Here is an 18,185-nt window from a genome sequence, read left to right on the forward strand (position 1 = left end):
TTTTCCAGCCTGACGGCTGGGTTCGGCCTCGCTGAAACAGCAACTAAAGCGATTGCCCGTCGTCGATCGAGATCGTGGTGCCCGTCACCTGCCGCGAGGCGTCGCTGGCGAAGAACAGCATCATGTCGTCGAGCGCCGAAATCTCGGTCATGCGCCGGCGCGGCCAGCTGGCGACTTGCGCCTTGCCGCCCTCGGTGGCGAACCATCCGCCGTTGATTTCGGTGGCAATATAGCCGGGCTGCACGGTGTTGACGTTGATGCCCGCGCGGATCCACTCGCGCGCGAACTGGCGGCCGAGGTGCGCGACCCCGGCTTTCAGCGCGCCATAGGCAGCATCGCCCTGCTGGGTCATTTCGGCGGTGACCGAGCCCATCAGGATGATCCGCCCCGCCTCGCTGTCACGGCTGCCCGCCGCGATCATCCGCTTGGCACCCTCGCGCGCGGTGAGGTACAGCCCGGTGAAATTGGTATCGACGACGGTGCGCAAGTCATCGGCCGGAACGTGGGTCGAGCGGCCTTCGCGCACCACCCCGGCATTGGCCACGACCACATCGGGTACGCCAAGGTGCGCTTCGGCGCTGTCGAATGCGGCGACCAGCGACGCCTCGTCGGTCACGTCGAGCGACACGGCCAGCGCCCGACCGCCACCCGCCTCGATTTCGGCTGCCAGCGCCTCGACTTGTGCCACGCGCCGCGCGCCGATCACCACCGCCGCTCCGGCTGCGGCAAAAAGCCGGGCAAAATGTGCACCGAGACCCGACGATGCGCCCGAGATGAACACGATCCGCCCAGCTAAAGAATAACGAGGTGTATCGGTCATGCGCCCCCCTGGAACTTGTTGTCGCGCGGGAAGCCCTGCGGCGGCAGGCGTCCCGCTGCGCCGCGCGCGACCTTCCACAACCGCATGTCCTTTTCGGTGCGGGTGCGCCCGCTGTCGCCGCCCATCGTCCAGCTCAGGCCTTCGTCGAGCGCCAGCGTCACCACATCAGCCATTCCGCCGTCGCGATAGCGCTGCAGCTGCACGCCCTGCCCCTTCGCCAGCACCGGAAGCTCGCTGAGCGCGAACACCACCAGCTTGCGGTTATCACCCATCACCGCGACGTGATCGTGCGCCGGCGCGATTTCGCGCACCACGCTAAGTTTCACACCGGGCTTGGTGGTGACCACGCCGCGCCCCTTGCGCGTTTCGGCGAGCAGTTCGTCCGCCACCGCCGCAAAGCCACGGCCGTTGGTGGCGGCCAGCAGCAGTTGCGCCTTGGGCCGATAGACCAGCAGCGCGACGACCTGCGCCTCGGAATCGATGTCCACCATCGTGCGCAGCGGTTCGCCGAACCCGCGCGCGCCGGGCAGCTTGTCGGCCCCCAGCGTATAGAACCGGCCATTGTCTGCGGCGATCAGCAGCTTGTCGGTGGTCTGCGCGTGGAACGCGAACGCTGGCCCGTCGCCTTCCTTGAACTTGAAATCGCTGCCCTTTTCATTTTGGCCAAGCGGCAGATGCCCGCGCGCGCCGCGAATCCAGCCGCGCTGTGACAGGATCACCGTGACCGGCTCTTTCTCGATCATCGCGTCCATGTTGAATTCGCGCGTCGGCGCGGCTTCGGCAATGGTGGTGCGGCGGCGGCCGAGCAGGGTGTCCTCGGCATAGTCCTTGCGCAGCGACGCGAGGTCGCGCTTCAACCGCGTGCGCTGGCGGGCGGGGCTGTCGAGCAGCTTGTGCAGCTCCTCCTGCTCCTGCAGCAGCTCGGCGTGCTCCTTGCGCAGCTCCATTTCCTCGAGCTTACGCAAACTGCGCAGCCGCATGTTGAGGATCGCCTCGGCCTGGCGGTCGTTCAGGGCGAACTCGGCCATCATCAGCACTTTGGGCTCGTCCTCGGTGCGGATGATCTCGATGATCCGGTCGAGGTTGAGGAAGGCGATGATGTAGCCTTCGAGCAGTTCCAGCCGCCCGGCGATCTTGTCCAGCCGGTGCTGGCTGCGGCGCAGCAGGATGTCGATCTGCGCGATCACCCACTGCTGCAGCAGCAGCTTCAGGCCCATCACCCCCGGCGTGCGATTGGCGTCGAGCACGTTGAGGTTGAGGCTGAACCGGCTTTCGAGGTCTGTCAGCCGGTACAGGCTTTCCTTGAGCAGGTCGGGATCGACGTTGCGGCTTTTGGGCACGAGCACGATGCGGATCGCCTCGTCGCTTTCGTCGCGCACGTCCTCCAGGATCGGCAGCTTCTTGTCGGCGATCGCTTGCGCGATCTGTTCGATCAGCTTGCCCTTGGGTACCATGTAGGGGATTTCGGAGATCACCAGCTGCCAGGTGCCATTGCCCAGCCGCTCGATCCCGGCCTGTTGATCGGCCTCGTCCTTCGCCTCGTCGGCGTGGAACCGCCCGCGCACGCGGAACGATCCGCGCCCGGTGTCGTAAGCCGCCGAGATTGCCGCCGCGCTGTCCACGATCACGCCACCGGTCGGCAGGTCGGGACCATGGAACACCTGCATCAGCTCGGCATGTTCGGCCGCCGGGTTGTCGATCAGCAGCAGCGTGGCATCGACGATTTCGGCCACGTTGTGGCTGGGGATCGAGGTCGCCATGCCCACCGCGATGCCGGTGGCGCCGTTGGCCAGCAGGTTGGGGAACATCCCCGGGAAGATCTCGGGCTCTTCCTCCTCGCCGTTGTAGGTCGGGTGGAAATCGACCGTGCCGTCTTCCAGCCCGGCCATCAGCCGCATCGCGGTCTTGGTCAGCCGGGCCTCGGTGTAGCGGTAGGCGGCGGCGTTATCACCGTCGATGTTGCCGAAGTTGCCCTGCCCGTCGACCAGCGGATAGCGCAGCGCAAAGTTCTGCGCGAGCCGGACCATCGCATCATAGACCGACTGGTCGCCGTGCGGATGGTACTTGCCGATCACGTCGCCGACCACGCGCGCCGACTTCTTGTAGGCGTTGGCCGGATCAAGCTTGAGCTGCCGCATTGCCCACAGCAGGCGGCGATGGACCGGCTTCAGTCCGTCGCGCAGATCGGGCAGCGACCGCGCGGTGATCGTCGACATCGCATAGACGAGATAGCGTTCGGACAGCGCCGAATCGAACGGCGCATCGACGATCGCATCGAACGGATCGGGCCCATCGCTCGAACCCGGAGGAGTGGTGACATTGGCCATGGTGCGCACCGCCCTAGCAATGCGGTGAACGCGGCGGAAGATGCGGAACCGTTCCTGTCCCCAGCGCTTGTTGAGGCATCTTTCCTACATCACTGCATGGAGCGCCTCATGGCCGACCAGAAACGCGTCCTCATCCTCGCCACCAACGGTTTCGAGCAATCCGAACTCCTCGGGCCCAAGCAGGCGCTCGAGGATGCCGGCTTTTCCACCACCGTCGCCAGCCCCGAAGGCGGCACGATCAAGGGCTGGAACCACAGCGACTGGGGCCAGACGGTTCCGGTCGACGCGCTGTTGAGCGACGTGTCCGAAGTCGATTTCGATGCGCTGCTGCTGCCCGGCGGCCAGATGAACCCCGACATCCTGCGCATGAACGACGATGCCGTCGATCTGGTCGAGGCGTTCAACGACGCCGGCAAGCCGATCGCCGCGATCTGCCACGGCCCATGGCTGATGGTCGAGGCCGACATCGTCGAGGGGCGGACCGTCACCGGCTGGCCCTCGATCCGCACCGATCTGGCCAACGCCGGAGCGGATGTGGTTGATCGGGAAGTGGCGATCGACGGCAATTTCATCACCAGCCGCAAGCCCGACGACATTCCGGCCTTTTCCAAAGCACTGATTGCCGCACTGGCCTGATCGACGACAGTAGCGGGGTTGGGTCCGAAGTGGCTCAGCCCCGCTGCATGTCGCGCGCTTCTTCGGGGATGCGCACTTCCAGCCCGTCGAGCGCGGGAGTGAGCACGATCTGGCACGACAGGCGGCTGGTGCGGGCGACGCCGGCGGCAAGATCGAGCATGTCCTCCTCGTCCTCGACCGCAGGCGGCAGCTTGTCGAACCATTCGGGCGCGACGATGACGTGGCAGGTGGAACAGGCCATCTGGGCTTCGCAGGTTCCTTCGAGCGGCATGCCGCTGGCTTGCGCCAGTTCGAGCAGGCTCTGCCCGTCCTCACCCTCGGCGGCGACGCGCTCACCCTTGGCGGTAAGGAACGTGACCCGGACCATTCAGCAAACTCCCTGGCTGTTGGCGGCGGCGATGATCGCCGCGGCCGCCTCCCCGATCTCCTCACCCGTCGAATAGCGCCCGAATCCCAGCCGGATCGCCGTTTTTGCCTCCGCAGTGGACAGACCGATCGCGCGCAGCACGTGGCTCGGTCGGCCCGAACCGCTGGCGCAGGCAGACCCCGCCGAAAAAGCAATGTGACGACAATCGGACATCAGCCTTGCAACGTCCAGCCCTTCCTTGCGCAAATTGAGGTTGCCGTGCCAGCGCGCGGTGGCGCTGCCGTTGAGCAGCCATCCGGCGAACCGCGCGCGCAAGTCTGCCCACAGGTTTTCCACATGGGCCGCATCGGTTGTCCGCAAGGTTGTGCACAGGGCTGCCGCCGCGCCGAAGCCCGCGCACAGCGCCGGGCTCAAGGTGCCCGAACGCAACCCGCCCTCCTGCCCGCCGCCGTGGATGATCGGCGCCAGCGCGATCCCGTCGCGGATCCACAGCGCGCCGATGCCTTTCGGCCCGTACAGCTTGTGGGCAGATACCGCGATCAGGTCGGCCTCGTCCGGCGGCGCGAATTTGCCCGCGCCCTGCACCGCATCGCACAGGAACAGCGCGCCGGCGGCATGGGCGGCGCGCGCCAGATCGGCCACCGGTTGCACCGTGCCGATCTCGTTGTTGACCTGCATCACCGCGACCAGCCCGGTGCCCGCCGGAATGGCCGCAGCGGGCTCGACCAGCCCTTGCCCATCCACTGGCAGCAGCGTGACAGCGGGATCCGCCGCCCGCGCTGTGTCCAACACGGCGGCGTGTTCGATGGCGGACACCGCCAGCCGCTTGGCGCCGCTGCCCAGGATCGCCAGGTTGAGCGCCTCGGTCGCGCCCGAGGTGAACACGATCCGCCCCCCCGGCGGGAACAGCGCGGCGACCTGATCGCGTGCCACCTCGATCGCGGCGGCGGCGGCGCGGCCCGGCCGGTGCGGGCTGTGCGGATTGGCAAAGCCCGAGCTTTCAGGCCCGCCCAGCCATGGCAGCATCGCCTCGCGCGCTTCGGGCGCAAGCGGGGTGGTCGCCTGGTAATCGAGGTAGATCATCGCCCGGCACCTTGCGCCATCAAGCGCCATAGCGACAGGAACCGTTCGATATCGGCCTCACCCGTTTCGCGCCCGATGCTGACCCGGATCACTTCGCCTACCGTCTTGGGATCAAGCCCCATCGCCGACAGCACGTGGCTGGGCTTGAGGCTGCCCGACGAGCAGGCGCTGCCTGCCGACACCGCGATGCCCGCCGCATCGAACCGGATAAGCTGCGCTGCGGCGCTGATGCCGGGCATGCGGACAGAGCCGATCGTCGGGCAACGCGGCGCGGTGCCAGCGACGATGCTGCCCCCTGCGGCGATCACGCCAGCGTCGAGGTGGCTGCGCAACTGCGCTGCCTGGTCCATCCAGCCGTCGCCCGCTTCCAGAGCGGCGGCCATCGCCAGCGCGCCGGGCATGTTCTCGGTCCCCGCGCGATAGCCGCGTTCCTGCCCTCCCGGCGCGCGCAGCAGCGCGAAGTCCCGCACCAGCAGCGCGCCGATGCCGATCGGTCCGCCGAACTTGTGCGCCGACAGGGCGATGAGATCGGCATCGGGCAGGGCGATCTTGCCCGCCGCTTGCGCGCAATCGGCCAGCAGCACGCCGCCGGCCTCGCGCACCCGCGCGGCGATGCGGTCGAGGGGCTGGATCACGCCGGTTTCGCTGTTGACCTGCTGCACCGCAATCAGCGCGGTCGGTCCTTCCAGCGCCCGGTCGAGTGCGGCAAGGTCGATCACGCCGTTGCCATCCACCACCAAGCGAGGCGCGGCCTCCCCCGCAGGACGCAGCACCGCGTCGTGCTCCACCGCGCCGACCAGCACCCGGTCGGCTTTGGCGTGGGCAATCGCCAGCGCCAGCGCCTCGCTCGCGCCCGAGGTGAACACCACCTCGCCCGGCCAGCCCAGCGCCGCCTTGACCCGGGCGCGCGCATCTTCGAGCAGCGCCCGCGCCGCGCGGCCCTGCCGGTGCGGGCTCGACGGGTTGGCCCACGCGGCAAACCCTTGCGCCAGCGCATCGCGCGCAACGTCGAGCAGCGGCGTGCTGGCGGCGTGATCGAGATAGAGCGGAGGTTGCGCCAAAGGGTTCGGTTTCCAACTTGCCGCAAACATTGCTTTTGCGGGGATGATTTCTATATAGCGCTTCGCTTCAATTCCCAGCCCCGGCGCGTTTCGTCGCCGTCGCGACAGCCAGGTGCGTTCTTCATGCCCGCAGTTATCTTTCCCGGCCCAGAAGGTCGCCTAGAAGGCCGTTTCCAGCCCGCCCCACGTCCGCGCGCGCCGGTGGCGATGATCCTGCACCCGCATCCGCAAAGCGGCGGCACGATGAACGATCGCATCACCCAGGCGATGTACAAGACGTTCGTCGCGCGCGGGTTTGCCGTGTTGCGCTTCAACTTTCGCGGGGTCGGGCGCAGCCAGGGCAGCTTCGACAACGGCATCGGCGAACTGTCGGACGCCGCCGCCGCGCTCGACTGGGTGCAGTCGATCCACCCCGAAGCGCAGACCACGTGGATCGCGGGCTACAGCTTCGGCGCGCTGATCGGCATGCAGCTGCTGATGCGCCGCCCGGAAATCCGCGGCTTCATCTCGGTCGCCCCGCCCGCCAACATGTATGACTTCAGCTTCCTTGCGCCGTGCCCGTCATCGGGCATCATCGTGCAGGGCGCGGCCGATACGGTGGTGACGCCCAATGCCGTGCAAAAGCTGGTCGACAAGCTGCGCACGCAAAAGCACATCACGATCCATCACGACGAGATCCCGCGCGCCAACCATTTCTTCGAGCACGAGCTCGACGACATGATGCACTCGGTCGATAACTACCTCGACATGCGCCTCTCGCCGGATTCGCCGATCAAGTAAGGGTGAGGGAGTCATTTTCCAGCCTCACGGCTGGAAGCGGCACCAGCCCGACCCCCTGCCCGACCACCCGACAGTATACCTTGGGGTGGTCGGGCAGGGGGAGTGCGCCTGTGCCGCGCGAGGGAAAAGCGTAGCTGGTTCCGGTCAACGCATTCTGAACTCTTCCGCGCGAGATCGTGCGCAAGCGTGACCGTTAACGCACCAGTACTCGATCGGTCGGCGCGTTCCCGGTCGCGTCGGGGACGGTCCAGATGGCGACGTTGATCGCCATGATCAGCGCCAGCAGCAGCATCAGGCCGGGCCGCATGCGCTCACCGCGCCGGAACAGGAACACCGCCCCGGCCACCAGCGCCAACGCGGCCAACACCAGCAGCGACAGGGTCAGTCCCATCGGTGGCGCTAAAGCTTTCCGCCCAGCACGCTGCCGAGAATGCTGCCCAGCAACCCGCCGCCGATTCCGCCGCCGCCCGCCTGATTTCCGGCCATGCTGCCCAGCACCGAGCCGATGATCGAGCTGAGCCCGCCGCCACCGCCGTTTGCGCTGTTGCGCGACGACAGGTAGCCGCCCACCAGCATTGCCAGGATCGGCAGCATCTTGCGCAAGGTCGCGGCATCGACGCCGCTCTGCTGCGCCGCTTCGCCCGCGACGCTGCGGCTGACGTCCTTCGAGCCGAAGATGTGGCCCAGGATGGTATCGCCCTTGCCCGTGTCGGTCGGTTCGGGCGCAACGACGTTGTCCGCCAGCTGACCGCCGCCGAGCGAGGCGAGAATGTCGGCCAAGCCGCCGCCACCGCTGGGTGATCCTGCAGGCGCAGCGCCTTGTTCATGGAGCTGGAAGCCGTGGATGAGCGAGGGCAGCAGCGCACCCGCGCCCGCTTCGGCCTGCTGCGGGGTGATCCCCAGCTGTCCGGCAATCGCGGCGATGCCGCCCGTGTCGCGAAGAATCGAGGCGAGGTCCATGGAGTTGCTCCAGACAGTTTACGCGAACCGGCGCCGGACCCTCATACACGGGGTCCGACGCCGGGTCGTTGTGCGTTAAATGCGTTCAGTTCTTGCCGAACAGGCCCTTGGCCATGCCCAGCAGATCGTTGACCGGGCTGCCGTCGCCGTCCTTGTCGAGGAAGCCGGTGACTTTCGACATGACATCGGGGTGCGCGCTCATCATCGACGCGAACTGGCCCAGCGCGCCTTCGCCGCCGATATGGCCGACGATCTGCTGCAGCACATCGGGGCTGAGGCCGGTGTTGGCGGCGGCGACTTCCACCGTATCGCCTTCGGCAGGATGCGCGGCAGCCAGCGCGGCAACGGCACTTTCGGCCTGTTCAGGATCGATGCCGACCTTGGTCGCAAGGTTCTTGATGTCGACGTTGCTGCTGATCTGACCCAGAATACTGTCGAAGATGCTCACGTTGGAACTCCCGTGTTGTGTTGACCCGCTCGTCTCTTGCGACGGCGACCGGCGGTGCGCCAGTGAATTCTATGCAACAGTCAGATGTCGAGTGCGTGAATTTGGGCAAACCGGCGTGCGCCGTCGCGCCTGACGACCGGCGCCGAACGATGATCCATCAGGCGTTGCGCGCCTTGCGCATTTCTGCCGCCAAGGAACGCGGCGCGATCGCGGTGCGGCGGCAAACCCGTTTGACAGGTCCGCCATGGCGCGACAGGTTGCGCGGATGGTTACACCCGAAACAAATCCGTGGACCCGGCGCGAGGCGCTGGGCGCAATGTCCACCGCTGTGGGCGCCGCAGTCGCCGCCCTCGCGCTGCCGCGCTTTGCCTATGGCGCCGCCCCGCCAGTCCTTGCCAGCCCCAAAGCTGCCGCAGCCGCCGCGCTGCTCGATTCGATCGCGTGGAACCTGTTGGCGCTCCAGCCCGAACAGGCGACCTCGCTGGGGATCGACGATGGCGCGCATGCCGCGTTGCGCGCACAGCTGGGCGACCGTTCGTCCGCCGGGGTGCGCAAGCTGGCCGACCTCGTCCGTGCCGATCTTGCGCGGGTGGAGGCGTTCGACACCACAGGGTTAGATCCTTCGACCCGCACCAGCCTCGCCGTGGTCCGCAGCGCCTATCGCGCCGCGCTCGACGGGTTCGCGCTGCCGTATGGCGATGTCGCGGTCGGCGGCTGGCGCAACACGCCCTACGTCGTGATCCAGAACGTCGGCGCCTATCTCGACGTGCCGCGCTTCCTCGATGCCGACCATCCGATCCGTGACGTGAACGACGCAGAAGCCTACCTGAGCCGCCTTGAAGCCTACCCGGCAGAGCTCGACGGCGAGCTGGAACGGCTGCGCGGCACGGCGGCGATGGGCGTGGTCGCGCCCGGGTTCCTGATCGACAAGGCGCTCGCCCAACTCGCCGGTTCGTCGCGCAGCGCACATGCCGGTGGCGGGCTGGTCGAATCGATCGTGCGCCGGACGAAGGACATTGCCGGCGACTGGGGCCGCCGCGCCTCGGCCATCGTCACCGGCAAGGTCGCGCCCGCGCTCGATCGCCAGATTGCGGAGCTGACCGCGCAGCGCGCAAAGGCCACCAACGACGCGGGGCTGTGGGCGCGCCCGCATGGGGCGGAGTTTTACGCCTGGGCCTTGCGCGCCAGCACCACCACGCGGCACACCCCGGCGGAGATCAACAGGATCGGGCTGGCGGAACTCGCCGCGCTCCACGCACGGATGGACCCGATCCTGCGCAAGCTGGGCTATACCAAGGGATCGGTCGGCGAGCGGATGACCGGGCTGGGCAAAGACCAGCGCTTTCTGTTTGCCGAAGGCGATCCCGGGCGCGCCGAAATCCTCGCGTTCATCCAGAAGCGGCTCGATTTCATCCGCGCGCAGATGCCGCGCGCGTTCCGCCATCTGGTGCGCGGCAATGTCGAGGTGCGCCGCCTGCCGCCCGACGAGGAACCCGGCGCGCCCGGTGCCTATGGCGGGCCGGGGTCGATCGACGGCAAGATCCCGGGGAAGATGTGGATCAACCTGGGCACCACCTCGCTCCACAACAAGTTCAGCCTGCCCACGCTGGTCCACCACGAGGCGATTCCCGGCCACGTGTGGCAGGGCGAGTATGCGCAGGCGCTGCCCACGATCCGCGCGATGCTGGCGTTCAACTCCTATTCCGAAGGCTGGGCGCTGTATGCCGAAACGCTGGGCGACGAGCTGGGCGCGTATGACGGCGATCCGGTGGGGCAGCTGGGCTACCTCCAGTCGATCGCGTTCCGCGCGTGCCGGCTGGTGGTCGACACCGGGCTGCACGATCGCAAGTGGACGCGCGAGCAGGCGATCCACTGGTTCGCCACCACCAACGGCTCGGGCCTCGACGAAGTCACCCCCGAGGTCGAGCGCTATTGCAGCTGGCCGGGGCAGGCCTGCGGCTACAAGATCGGCCACAGTGAAATCCTGCGCCAGCGCGCGCGGGCCAAAAAGGCGCTGGGCGCGCGGTATGACTTGCGCGATTACGACGACGCGGTGGTCGAAGGCGGCAACGTGCCGCTGGATGTGCTGGCGATGAATGTGGAGGCGTATGTGCGGGGCGAGCGGGGGTAGGGAACTGGGCGCCAATACCGCCCACCCCGCTGCGACTAGCCTCGCCTTCGGCTCGGCAAGTCTCGCTCCCCTCCCGCTTGCGGGAGGGGTTGGGCTGGGCAAGCCTCACCCTACCCCCGCAACGCCTTCCATCTTGCCGCGCCAACTTCACCATAAATCCGCGGCACGTCCTTGCCCGAATAGAACACCGCGAACGCCTCGGCACCCTCGGGCAGCACGACCCACGGTTGCTTCGAGCCGGTGAAGATGTGCACGTCGGGCGGGCAGGCGTCGGGATCGTCGAGCGTGCCGACGCGGATGAACGCCGCCGCCTTGCCCGCGCCGCCGTAGTGGCTCCACAGCGTGACGCGGCAGGCGGGGCAGCGCAGCACTTCCTGCCCTTTGCCGCTGGCGGATGGCGTGGCGACGCTCTCGGGCTGGCCCGCCAGCAGTTCGACCCGATCGGTTTCGATCACCGCGTTGAGCGCAAACGCACTGCCGCTTTCGCGCTGGCACCAGCGGCAGTGGCAACAGTGCACCACGATCGGTTCGCTGGTGAGGCGATAGCGGACCGCGCCGCAGGTGCAGCCGCCTTCGGCTTGGGGTGACGGGGTTTTAGGCATTCAAGCATCCTCGTTTCGTTTTGCTTGTCAGTTCGCCTTCTTGAGCCCCTCCCCTGAAGGGGAGGGGAGATGATCGCTCTTTAAGCTTCGCACAGCGCCTTCAGCTGGTCCGCCACCACGCCCCAGCCCTGTTCGAAGCCCATGTCCTTGTGCTGCTGCAGCGCTTCCTCGGTCCAGTGGCGCGCGCTGGCGGTGTAGCGGGTGCCGCCGTCTTCGGCCGCGATCTCGAAGATGCCGACCATGAACGGCCCGTGCGGGTTGAGATCGGCATCGAGCGCGTCGGTGAAGGCGAAGCGGCGGCCTTCGTCATAGGCGAGGAAGATGCCTTCCTGCGGCATGGCCTCGCCGTTGGGGCCTTTCATCACCATTGCGCTGCGTCCGCCGGGGCGGCGATCCTGCTCGACGATCTCGACCGTCCACGGCTGGGGGCACCACCATTCGGCCATGCGGTCGGTCATCACCTGCCACACCGTGGCGGGCGGCGCAGCGATGTGGCGGGTGATCGACAGTTCGAGCTTGGGATCGGACATGGGGTAGCTCCTTGATGGATCAGTCGCGGTCGGGCGCGCCGAGCGGGAAGTAGGGGCGATAGGGACGGGCATCGTCGACGCAGCGCTTGACCGGGGGCAGCGCCAGCAGGTGCGCGCGCCAGCGTCGCAGGCGGTGGCAATCCTCGGGAATGCGATAGACCCAGTCGGCGTAGAACAGCGACGGCGCGGCGGCGCATTCGATCAGCGTGATCGCGTCGCTGGCCGGGTAGTCCGCCAGCCACGCGTCGATCCAGCGATAAGTGCGATCGAGCGCGCCATGCACCCGCGCCCTGGTTTCGTCGCTGAGCGTGCCCGGCGGGCGCAGCACTTCGGCGATGACCTCCTGCATCGCGTTCATCACGTAGTTGTCGAACACGCGGTCGAGCATCCGCGTGGCGATCGCCGCGTCGGGATCGGCGGGGATCAGCGGCTGCCGTCCGGGGTGGTGGAGCGCGAGGTGCTCGATGATCGCGGTCGCCTCGAACACCGTGACATCGCCATCCACCAGCACCGGGAACTTGCCGAGCGGGCTGGCTGCGGCAACCAACGCAGCGTTTTCGGGGATGATCGGGATCGACCGTGCGGAATTCGAACGGCGTCGCGTTGGCGTACAACGCGATCAGCGCCTTCCACGTGTACGACGAGAACGGATGGCCATAAAGGCTGAGCATCACCAGGTTCCTTCCGCGATTTTCGCCCGGCGCGCGTGTTCGGGTGCGCTCGGCTCGATCTCTCCGAACGATCCGGTCTTCACCGGGCCTGCCGGTTCCAGCGTCGCAATCATGCAGCCGCGCGGCCCCATCCGCTGTTCGATGGGTTTGAACGTGATGGCGGGCGTGCCATCGCCGAACAGGCGCTTGCCGGTGCCCAGCACGACCGGCAGGATCATCAGTACCAGCCGGTCGAGCAGCCCGTGCGACAGCAGCTGCGGGTAAAGCGTCGAACTGCCCTGGATGACCAGATCGGGGCCGTCCGCCGCCTTGACCTTGGCCAGCGCATCGAGATCGGCGAGGCAGTGGCTACCGTGCCAGTCCAGCGCCGTGTCCGACCCGGTCAGCACGTACTTTTGCACCGTCGCGAACTTGGCCGAGATCGGGTTGTCGGTGGGAATGAACGGCCAGTACGCGGCAAAAATGTCGTATGTCCGCCGCCCGAGCAGCAAGTCGAACGGCCCGGCAAACAGCGCGCCGATCTGGCTGCCGATGACCTCCTCGGACACAGGCTCCATCCAGCCGCCGTACGGGAAGCCGCCCGAGGTGTCCTCGTCCGGCCCGCCCGGCGCCTGGATGATCCCGTCGAGCGACACGAACACCCCGCCGATGATCCTGCGCGACATCGCCCTAGCGTCCGGCGCGGGCGGCTTCGATGGCCGCGATATCGATCTTGCGCATGGTCATCATCGCCTCGAACACGCGCTTGCGCGCGGCGGGATCAGGATCGGTCATGCCGTCGGTCAACGCGCGCGGGGTGATCTGCCACGACAGGCCCCACTTGTCCTTGCACCAGCCGCACGCGCTTTCCTCACCCCCGTTGCCGACGATGGCGTTCCAGTAGCGGTCGGTTTCTTCCTGGTCGTTGGTGGCGACCTGGAACGAGAACGCCTCGCTGTGCTTGAACATCGGCCCGCCGTTGAGCCCGAAGCAAGCGAGGCCGAGCACGGTGAACTCTACCGTCAGCACGGTGCCCGCCTTGCCGTCGGGATAGTCCGACGGCGCGCGCATGATCGCGCCGACGTGGCTGTCGGGGAACGTCGCCGCGTAAAACTGCGCGGCCTCCTCGGCGCCGCCGTCGTACCACAGGCAGAGGGTGGCGCCGGGTTTGGGTTGCGCGGTCATTTCTGCATCTCCGCGATCAGCTTGTCATCGATGGCCTTGGCTGCGAGATAGGCAGGCCGCGCGGTGAGCCGGGCCGAGTAGGCTTCGAATTCCGGCCGTTTGGGCAACGATCCGAATGCCAGCCCCCAGTTGACCTGCGCCCCGACATAGACATCGGCCATGGTGAACCGCTCGCCGCAGACGTAGTCATGGCTGCCGACATGCCCCGCCAGCGTATCGACGGTGCGGTCGAAGCTGCCGAAACCGACCATGCCCTCGCGTCCTTCGGGAACCTCCCAGCCCATCGAGCGGGCGACCACGGCCTGCTCCACCGGACCGGCCGCGAAGAACAGCCAGCGGTAATAATCGGCGCGCTCGCTTTCGCGCGGAGCGAGGTCGGCGCCGGGGTGTGCATCGGCAAGGTAGGCGCAAATCGCCGCGCCTTCGGTCACCACGCGATCACCGCCCAGCGCGTGGTGGACGATCGTGGGGACTTTGCCCATCGGGTTGGCGTCGGTGAACTCGGCGGGCTTGGCGGCCCAGTCGACCAGCACTGCCTCGTAATCCGCGCCCGCTTCATGCAAGGCCCAGCGCGCGATCTGGCCGCGCGACATCGGGTGGGTGTAGAATGTGTATTCGGCCATGGTTCAATCTCCCTTGGGACCGACGAGGCCGAAGCCCGCGCCGTGCGGATCGGTGGCGAGTACGATCCAGTCGCCGGTCGGGACCTGGTGCGGCCCCATCAGCACGGTGCCGCCGGCCGCCTCGATCGCGGCCTTGCCCGCAGCGACCGAGGGCACGCGGAAATAGAACAGCCACACCGCCGGCTGGCGCTCGTCCTGCCGCTGCATGATCGCGCCCAGTTGCTGACCGCCATGATCGATGAAGCAGTAGTCGCCCATCGGCCCCATGTTCATCACCTGGTTGAATTCGAAGCCGAAGTGCTTGGCGTAGAACGCCTTGGACGCGGCAAGGTCGGGGCTGGCGAGTTCGTTCCAGCTGACCCGCTGGACGGCGCTGGGCGAGAACACGTCGCTCGCCATGCCCTCCATCCCCGGAGGGGGCGTGGGGTTCATGATGTAGAACGGCACGCCTTGCGGATCGGTGAGCATGGCAAAGCGACCAACGCCGTCGAGCGCGTGCGGCGGCATCTGCACTTTGCCGCCATCAGCCTCGATCGCCCTGGCCGCTGCATCGACATCGGCGGTGTAGAAATAGGCGAGCCACAAGGGGCGCGCGCCGTGCGCCTGCATGTCGTCGGTCAGCCGCAACACCCCGCCGGCGTTGCCACCATCGCTGCGCGCGATCATGCGATAGTCCATGTCGTCGCCGGGGGACTCGGGTGCGATCGTCCAGCCGACCACGTTGTCATAGAATGCCTTGGCGGCGTCGGGGTCGGGGCTCATCAGTTCGTACCAGATGAAGCTGCCTGCCGGATTGGTCATCATCACTCTCCCATTTGGAGTTCGGGACGTTTCAAGTTCAGGACGCAGACGGCAATTCCACGACGGGGGCGAACCCGCCGTAGATCATGCGCTTGCCGTCGAACGGCATCGGGTTGTCGGCCCAGCGAGGGTCTTTCATCAGGTCTGCCATCCGGGCCATGCAGGCGTCGCGGGTCGCCTTGTCGGGCCACTCGACCCAGCTGAACACCACAGTCTCGTCGTCGGTCGCCTGCACCGCTTTGCGAAAATCGGTGAGCGAGCCGGTAGAAATCTCGTCACCCCAGCATTCGATCACGCGGGTTGCGCCGTTGTCCATGAACACGCTGTCGCCCAGGTTGGCGTGGGCGATGAACTTGTCCTTGTTCGCGGTCGGCACGGCGAGCACGTAGCCATCGATATAGGGCATGTTGGGGTCCTCTCTCCAAAGGTACAATCAGGCGGCGGCGGGTTCGTTGCGGTCGAATTCGGCGAGCTGATCGGCCAGCGCCCGCTGGAACGCGGGCCGCGCCTCGCACCGCGCGAGGTACGCGGCCAGCCTTGGCCGGTCGGGCACCAGCGCGGTGCGGTGCGCCACGCGCAGCACGGTGGCCATGGCGATGTCGGCGACGGTGAACTCGCCGTCGAGATACCCGGCATCGCCCAGGCGGTCCGCCAGCCGATCCAGCCGACCGCCCAGCGTCTCCATCAGGCTGGGTTTGCGTAAGGTCGCCCATTCGGCATCGCGCGAGAAGATCGATACGGTGCTGAGCTCGAACATCAGCGGTTCGATGCTGTTGAAGGCCGCGAACAGCCACGACGTGGCGGTGGCGCGGCGTTGCGGATCGGCGGGCAGCAGGCGCTCGTCCTTTTGCGCCAGGTGCAACAGGATCGCGCCCGATTCGAACAACGTCACGCCACCGTCGTCGAGCACCGGCACCTGCCCCCACGGTTGTTCCAACAGGTAGGGTTCGGGACACGGCCGGGTCGCGTCGAGCAGCCGCAGGCGGTAGTCCAGCCCCTGTTCCTCCATCGCCCAGCGCGGGCGGAGATCTCGCACCTGCCCGCGCGCGAACGGCGGCACCCATTTGAACGCGGTCAATTCGATGGCGGCGGAAGGATCGATCGGCATGGGCAGATTTCCTTGGAGCGTTGATTGCGATCAGGAGGCGCGGTGGTGCGCGGCGTCCTCGGCCACCGGGCCATCGCCATTGGCGACCGCAGGGTCCATCCACATCGGCTCCCACACATGGCCGTCGGGATCGGCGAACGTGCGGCTCATCATGAAGCCGTGGTCCTGCGCGGGATTTACGTCGATCTGCCCGCCACTCGATGCCGCGCTGTCGGCCATCGCATTGACCGCATCGCGGCTGTCGCAGTTCACGCAGAGCATGACCTCGCTGACGTCGCTGGACGGGATCGGACGGCTGGTGAACGTCGCCCATTTGGCATGCGTCAGCAGCATCACGAAGATCGCGTCGCTCAACACCATGCAGGCGGCGGTCTCGTCGGAGAAGCGCGGCTCGTTGGTGAAGCCGATCGCCTCGTAAAACCGGCGCGATGCGGGCAGATCGGTCACCGGCAGGTTCACGAAAATCATACGGGTCATGGTCTAGACTCCTTTGCCGAACAACAGGCGGACATAACGTTTCAAATGGTCGAGCGCCTCCAGCAAAGGCGACCGGTCGCCCCGTGCCTTGGACAGGACGAAGCCGCCCTGCAGCACGGTCTGGGTGTAGGTCGCCAGGCTCAGCGCATCGACCGGCGCGACCGTGCCGTGGCGCGCGATCGCGGCGGCGACGTCGGCGGCGAGGATGTCGGCATGGCTGTGGACGGTAAGCCCGCAGGCGGCGCGGATCGCCTCGGACGTGGCGAACGTTTCCTGCACCATTGTGCCGGCAAAGCAGGTGAATGCCTCCAGCGGACCGTCGGCAATCGCGACGCGAAAGTCGAGGTAGCCGAGCACGCGGTCGAGCGGGTCTTCCAGCGCGTGATACGGCGCGCCGGCAAACAACGGCGCGGTCACTTCGGTCCAGCGCGCGGCGGCAGCCACCCCCAGCGCCTCTTTCGAGGCGAAATGGTGGAAGAACGCGCCCTTGGTCACCCCCGCCGCCGCGCACAGCTGGTCGATCCCGGTCGACGCCCAACCCTGCCTGCGCACCAGCTCGATCGCCGCATCGAGCAGCGCGCGTCGCGCATCGCCGCGCGGCGGGCGCGGTGGTTTTTCGCGGGGGGTGCTGCGACTCGCCATGGCCGATACATTACCAACCGGTATGTAACGATCAACCCGGATTTTGCGAGACTCGCGCCCACCGCGGCATGGGCCGGGTCCGGCGTGCAACAGGCCGATGAATTGCCACGGCTCATCGTGTTTGCGTGCGACGAGGCATTCTTCGCTTGCGACGAACGATCCGGGAAATAGTCTGAAGTAATGCCGGGCCACCCCTCCTTCGGGTTCGGCATGAAGGGGAGAATACACATGCGCTCTATACTCACGGGTTCGATCGTCGCGATCGCACTCGCCGTCGCGCCTTCGGCCGCCATGGCCAAGGCCAAGAAGCATCACCATGCGATGCATCCGATGCACAAGATGGCCGAGAAAAGCCTGTTCGAACGTCTGGGCGGCAAGCCCGCGATCGATGCCGTGACCGACGATTTCGCCGGGCGCGTGCTGGCCGACACCCGCATCAACGCCAAGTTCGCCAAATCCGACCCGACTCGCCTGGTCACCAACCTCAAGGCGTTCATGTGCAGCGCCACCGGCGGGCCCTGCGCCTATACCGGCCAGTCGATGAAGGCCGCGCACGATCACATGGGCGTGACCACGGGCGAGTTCAACGCGCTGGTCGAAGACCTGGGCGCAAGCCTCGACAAGTTCAACGTACCCGCCAAGGAAAAGGGCGAAGTGGTCGCCGCGCTGGCCCCGCTGAAGCCGCAGATCGTCGAGATCAAGAGCCCTGCAACCGGCGCGCCGCTGCCCGCCGCGTTCAAGCCGGCACCCGCGATGTGACGATCGCCATCAAGCCGCAGGTTCACCGCCCTGCGGCTTGACGACAACAAAAGGGCGTCGGCAGTTCATCGCTGCCGGCGCCCTTTTCCCTTGTGGCACTTGAGCGTTGCCGCAACTTAAAAACTAGCCGCTCATGGTGAGGAGGGACTGAGCTTGTCGAAGTCCCGTCTCGAACCATCATACGGGGGTTCCTTC

General features: G+C 67.1%; 23 protein-coding genes. 4 read left to right on the plus strand and 19 right to left on the minus strand.

Features of this window, described 5'->3' with window-relative positions; translation table 11 throughout:
• Positions 1-43: 43 nt before the first annotated feature.
• Together NL2_RS17725 and parC are read right to left on the minus strand one after the other, a co-directional pair.
• Entirely contained in the window at positions 44-820 is a 777-nt protein-coding gene (locus NL2_RS17725) for an SDR family NAD(P)-dependent oxidoreductase (protein WP_068077231.1), read from the minus strand.
• A complete protein-coding gene (gene parC, locus NL2_RS17730; protein ID WP_068077232.1) occupies positions 817-3,147 on the minus strand; it encodes a DNA topoisomerase IV subunit A in 2,331 nt (776 codons plus the stop codon). Before parC ends, NL2_RS17725 begins: the two co-directional genes overlap by 4 nt.
• A gap of 108 nt (positions 3,148-3,255) precedes the next feature.
• Here parC and NL2_RS17735 point away from each other — a divergent pair, with 108 nt between their 5' ends.
• Positions 3,256-3,783, plus strand: a complete 528-nt coding sequence (locus NL2_RS17735) for a type 1 glutamine amidotransferase domain-containing protein (RefSeq protein WP_068077233.1) — start codon at positions 3,256-3,258, stop codon at positions 3,781-3,783.
• A 34-nt stretch (positions 3,784-3,817) separates the two neighbouring features.
• Here the strand turns inward: NL2_RS17735 and NL2_RS17740 are convergent, their stop codons facing one another.
• From NL2_RS17740 to NL2_RS17750, 3 genes are read right to left on the minus strand one after another with little or no spacing between them, the layout of a single operon-like run.
• Positions 3,818-4,150 carry a 2Fe-2S iron-sulfur cluster-binding protein gene (locus NL2_RS17740; RefSeq protein WP_068077234.1) on the minus strand — a complete coding sequence of 111 codons (333 nt, stop codon included), beginning with the start codon at positions 4,148-4,150 and terminating at the stop codon, positions 3,818-3,820.
• Complete coding sequence (locus NL2_RS17745; RefSeq protein ID WP_068077236.1) at positions 4,151-5,233, minus strand: cysteine desulfurase family protein; 1,083 nt, start codon at positions 5,231-5,233, stop codon at positions 4,151-4,153.
• Positions 5,230-6,294, minus strand: a complete 1,065-nt coding sequence (locus tag NL2_RS17750; protein ID WP_157083240.1) for a cysteine desulfurase family protein — start codon at positions 6,292-6,294, stop codon at positions 5,230-5,232. The genes NL2_RS17745 and NL2_RS17750 overlap by 4 nt, the downstream gene beginning before the upstream one ends.
• A 123-nt stretch (positions 6,295-6,417) precedes the next feature.
• Between NL2_RS17750 and NL2_RS17755 the strand changes: the two genes are divergently transcribed.
• Positions 6,418-7,074, plus strand: a complete 657-nt coding sequence (locus tag NL2_RS17755; RefSeq protein ID WP_068077240.1) for an alpha/beta hydrolase — start codon at positions 6,418-6,420, stop codon at positions 7,072-7,074.
• Between the two features lie 193 nt (positions 7,075-7,267).
• Here NL2_RS17755 and NL2_RS17760 read toward each other — a convergent pair whose 3' ends face one another.
• The 3 genes from NL2_RS17760 to NL2_RS17770 form a co-directional block, all read right to left on the minus strand.
• The gene (locus NL2_RS17760) at positions 7,268-7,465 is read right to left on the minus strand and encodes a hypothetical protein (protein WP_068077243.1); all 198 of its coding nucleotides are present in this window, start codon (positions 7,463-7,465) and stop codon (positions 7,268-7,270) included.
• An 8-nt stretch (positions 7,466-7,473) separates the two neighbouring features.
• Entirely contained in the window at positions 7,474-8,034 is a 561-nt protein-coding gene (locus NL2_RS17765; protein WP_068077245.1) for a DUF937 domain-containing protein, read from the minus strand.
• A gap of 85 nt (positions 8,035-8,119) precedes the next feature.
• Positions 8,120-8,482, minus strand: a complete 363-nt coding sequence (locus NL2_RS17770) for a hypothetical protein (protein ID WP_068077247.1) — start codon at positions 8,480-8,482, stop codon at positions 8,120-8,122.
• A gap of 316 nt (positions 8,483-8,798) precedes the next feature.
• Here NL2_RS17770 and NL2_RS17775 point away from each other — a divergent pair, with 316 nt between their 5' ends.
• Complete coding sequence (locus NL2_RS17775) at positions 8,799-10,613, plus strand: DUF885 domain-containing protein (protein ID WP_245647745.1); 1,815 nt, start codon at positions 8,799-8,801, stop codon at positions 10,611-10,613.
• Positions 10,614-10,723: 110 nt separating this feature from the next.
• Here the strand turns inward: NL2_RS17775 and NL2_RS17780 are convergent, their stop codons facing one another.
• From NL2_RS17780 to NL2_RS17830, 11 genes are all read right to left on the minus strand, one after another.
• Entirely contained in the window at positions 10,724-11,215 is a 492-nt protein-coding gene (locus NL2_RS17780) for a GFA family protein (RefSeq protein WP_068077249.1), read from the minus strand.
• A gap of 80 nt (positions 11,216-11,295) precedes the next feature.
• Entirely contained in the window at positions 11,296-11,745 is a 450-nt protein-coding gene (locus NL2_RS17785) for an SRPBCC family protein (RefSeq protein ID WP_068077251.1), read from the minus strand.
• A gap of 19 nt (positions 11,746-11,764) precedes the next feature.
• Complete coding sequence (locus tag NL2_RS17790; RefSeq protein ID WP_369405473.1) at positions 11,765-12,292, minus strand: glutathione S-transferase family protein; 528 nt, start codon at positions 12,290-12,292, stop codon at positions 11,765-11,767.
• Between the two features lie 123 nt (positions 12,293-12,415).
• On the minus strand, positions 12,416-13,081 hold the full coding sequence (locus tag NL2_RS17795) for a dihydrofolate reductase family protein (RefSeq protein ID WP_068077253.1): 666 nt from the start codon (positions 13,079-13,081) through the stop codon (positions 12,416-12,418).
• A 4-nt stretch (positions 13,082-13,085) separates the two neighbouring features.
• Positions 13,086-13,580 carry a VOC family protein gene (locus tag NL2_RS17800; RefSeq protein ID WP_068077254.1) on the minus strand — a complete coding sequence of 165 codons (495 nt, stop codon included), beginning with the start codon at positions 13,578-13,580 and terminating at the stop codon, positions 13,086-13,088.
• Positions 13,577-14,203, minus strand: a complete 627-nt coding sequence (locus NL2_RS17805) for a glutathione S-transferase family protein (RefSeq protein ID WP_068077256.1) — start codon at positions 14,201-14,203, stop codon at positions 13,577-13,579. Before NL2_RS17805 ends, NL2_RS17800 begins: the two co-directional genes overlap by 4 nt.
• A gap of 3 nt (positions 14,204-14,206) precedes the next feature.
• Complete coding sequence (locus NL2_RS17810) at positions 14,207-15,004, minus strand: VOC family protein (RefSeq protein ID WP_068077276.1); 798 nt, start codon at positions 15,002-15,004, stop codon at positions 14,207-14,209.
• A 37-nt stretch (positions 15,005-15,041) separates the two neighbouring features.
• On the minus strand, positions 15,042-15,410 hold the full coding sequence (locus NL2_RS17815) for a DUF1428 domain-containing protein (protein ID WP_068077258.1): 369 nt from the start codon (positions 15,408-15,410) through the stop codon (positions 15,042-15,044).
• A 27-nt stretch (positions 15,411-15,437) separates the two neighbouring features.
• Positions 15,438-16,112, minus strand: coding sequence for a glutathione S-transferase family protein (locus NL2_RS17820; protein WP_068077260.1), 675 nt, complete (start codon positions 16,110-16,112; stop codon positions 15,438-15,440).
• A gap of 30 nt (positions 16,113-16,142) precedes the next feature.
• Complete coding sequence (locus tag NL2_RS17825; protein ID WP_068077262.1) at positions 16,143-16,589, minus strand: VOC family protein; 447 nt, start codon at positions 16,587-16,589, stop codon at positions 16,143-16,145.
• A gap of 3 nt (positions 16,590-16,592) precedes the next feature.
• Complete coding sequence (locus NL2_RS17830; protein ID WP_068077264.1) at positions 16,593-17,231, minus strand: TetR/AcrR family transcriptional regulator; 639 nt, start codon at positions 17,229-17,231, stop codon at positions 16,593-16,595.
• A 228-nt stretch (positions 17,232-17,459) separates the two neighbouring features.
• Here NL2_RS17830 and NL2_RS17835 point away from each other — a divergent pair, with 228 nt between their 5' ends.
• Complete coding sequence (locus tag NL2_RS17835; protein WP_218006126.1) at positions 17,460-17,990, plus strand: group I truncated hemoglobin; 531 nt, start codon at positions 17,460-17,462, stop codon at positions 17,988-17,990.
• Positions 17,991-18,185 lie beyond the last annotated feature (195 nt).

Origin of the sequence: Novosphingobium lentum NBRC 107847, from assembly GCF_001590965.1 — a bacterium.
Lineage (GTDB): Bacteria > Pseudomonadota > Alphaproteobacteria > Sphingomonadales > Sphingomonadaceae > Novosphingobium > Novosphingobium lentum.

Coding starts and splice junctions, on each gene's coding strand:
- NL2_RS17795 (WP_068077253.1), bottom strand. CDS start 13,081: ATGTCGCGCAGGATCATCGGCGGGGTGTTCGTGTCGCTCGACGGGATC.
- NL2_RS17805 (WP_068077256.1), bottom strand. CDS start 14,203: ATGGCCGAATACACATTCTACACCCACCCGATGTCGCGCGGCCAGATC.
- NL2_RS17725 (WP_068077231.1), bottom strand. CDS start 820: ATGACCGATACACCTCGTTATTCTTTAGCTGGGCGGATCGTGTTCATC.
- NL2_RS17810 (WP_068077276.1), bottom strand. CDS start 15,004: ATGACCAATCCGGCAGGCAGCTTCATCTGGTACGAACTGATGAGCCCC.
- parC (WP_068077232.1), bottom strand. CDS start 3,147: ATGGCCAATGTCACCACTCCTCCGGGTTCGAGCGATGGGCCCGATCCG.
- NL2_RS17735 (WP_068077233.1), top strand. CDS start 3,256: ATGGCCGACCAGAAACGCGTCCTCATCCTCGCCACCAACGGTTTCGAG.
- NL2_RS17755 (WP_068077240.1), top strand. CDS start 6,418: ATGCCCGCAGTTATCTTTCCCGGCCCAGAAGGTCGCCTAGAAGGCCGT.
- NL2_RS17765 (WP_068077245.1), bottom strand. CDS start 8,034: ATGGACCTCGCCTCGATTCTTCGCGACACGGGCGGCATCGCCGCGATT.
- NL2_RS17780 (WP_068077249.1), bottom strand. CDS start 11,215: ATGCCTAAAACCCCGTCACCCCAAGCCGAAGGCGGCTGCACCTGCGGC.
- NL2_RS17800 (WP_068077254.1), bottom strand. CDS start 13,580: ATGACCGCGCAACCCAAACCCGGCGCCACCCTCTGCCTGTGGTACGAC.
- NL2_RS17820 (WP_068077260.1), bottom strand. CDS start 16,112: ATGCCGATCGATCCTTCCGCCGCCATCGAATTGACCGCGTTCAAATGG.
- NL2_RS17775 (WP_245647745.1), top strand. CDS start 8,799: ATGTCCACCGCTGTGGGCGCCGCAGTCGCCGCCCTCGCGCTGCCGCGC.
- NL2_RS17760 (WP_068077243.1), bottom strand. CDS start 7,465: ATGGGACTGACCCTGTCGCTGCTGGTGTTGGCCGCGTTGGCGCTGGTG.
- NL2_RS17815 (WP_068077258.1), bottom strand. CDS start 15,410: ATGCCCTATATCGATGGCTACGTGCTCGCCGTGCCGACCGCGAACAAG.
- NL2_RS17740 (WP_068077234.1), bottom strand. CDS start 4,150: ATGGTCCGGGTCACGTTCCTTACCGCCAAGGGTGAGCGCGTCGCCGCC.
- NL2_RS17785 (WP_068077251.1), bottom strand. CDS start 11,745: ATGTCCGATCCCAAGCTCGAACTGTCGATCACCCGCCACATCGCTGCG.
- NL2_RS17830 (WP_068077264.1), bottom strand. CDS start 17,231: ATGGCGAGTCGCAGCACCCCCCGCGAAAAACCACCGCGCCCGCCGCGC.
- NL2_RS17745 (WP_068077236.1), bottom strand. CDS start 5,233: ATGATCTACCTCGATTACCAGGCGACCACCCCGCTTGCGCCCGAAGCG.
- NL2_RS17825 (WP_068077262.1), bottom strand. CDS start 16,589: ATGACCCGTATGATTTTCGTGAACCTGCCGGTGACCGATCTGCCCGCA.
- NL2_RS17835 (WP_218006126.1), top strand. CDS start 17,460: ATGCGCTCTATACTCACGGGTTCGATCGTCGCGATCGCACTCGCCGTC.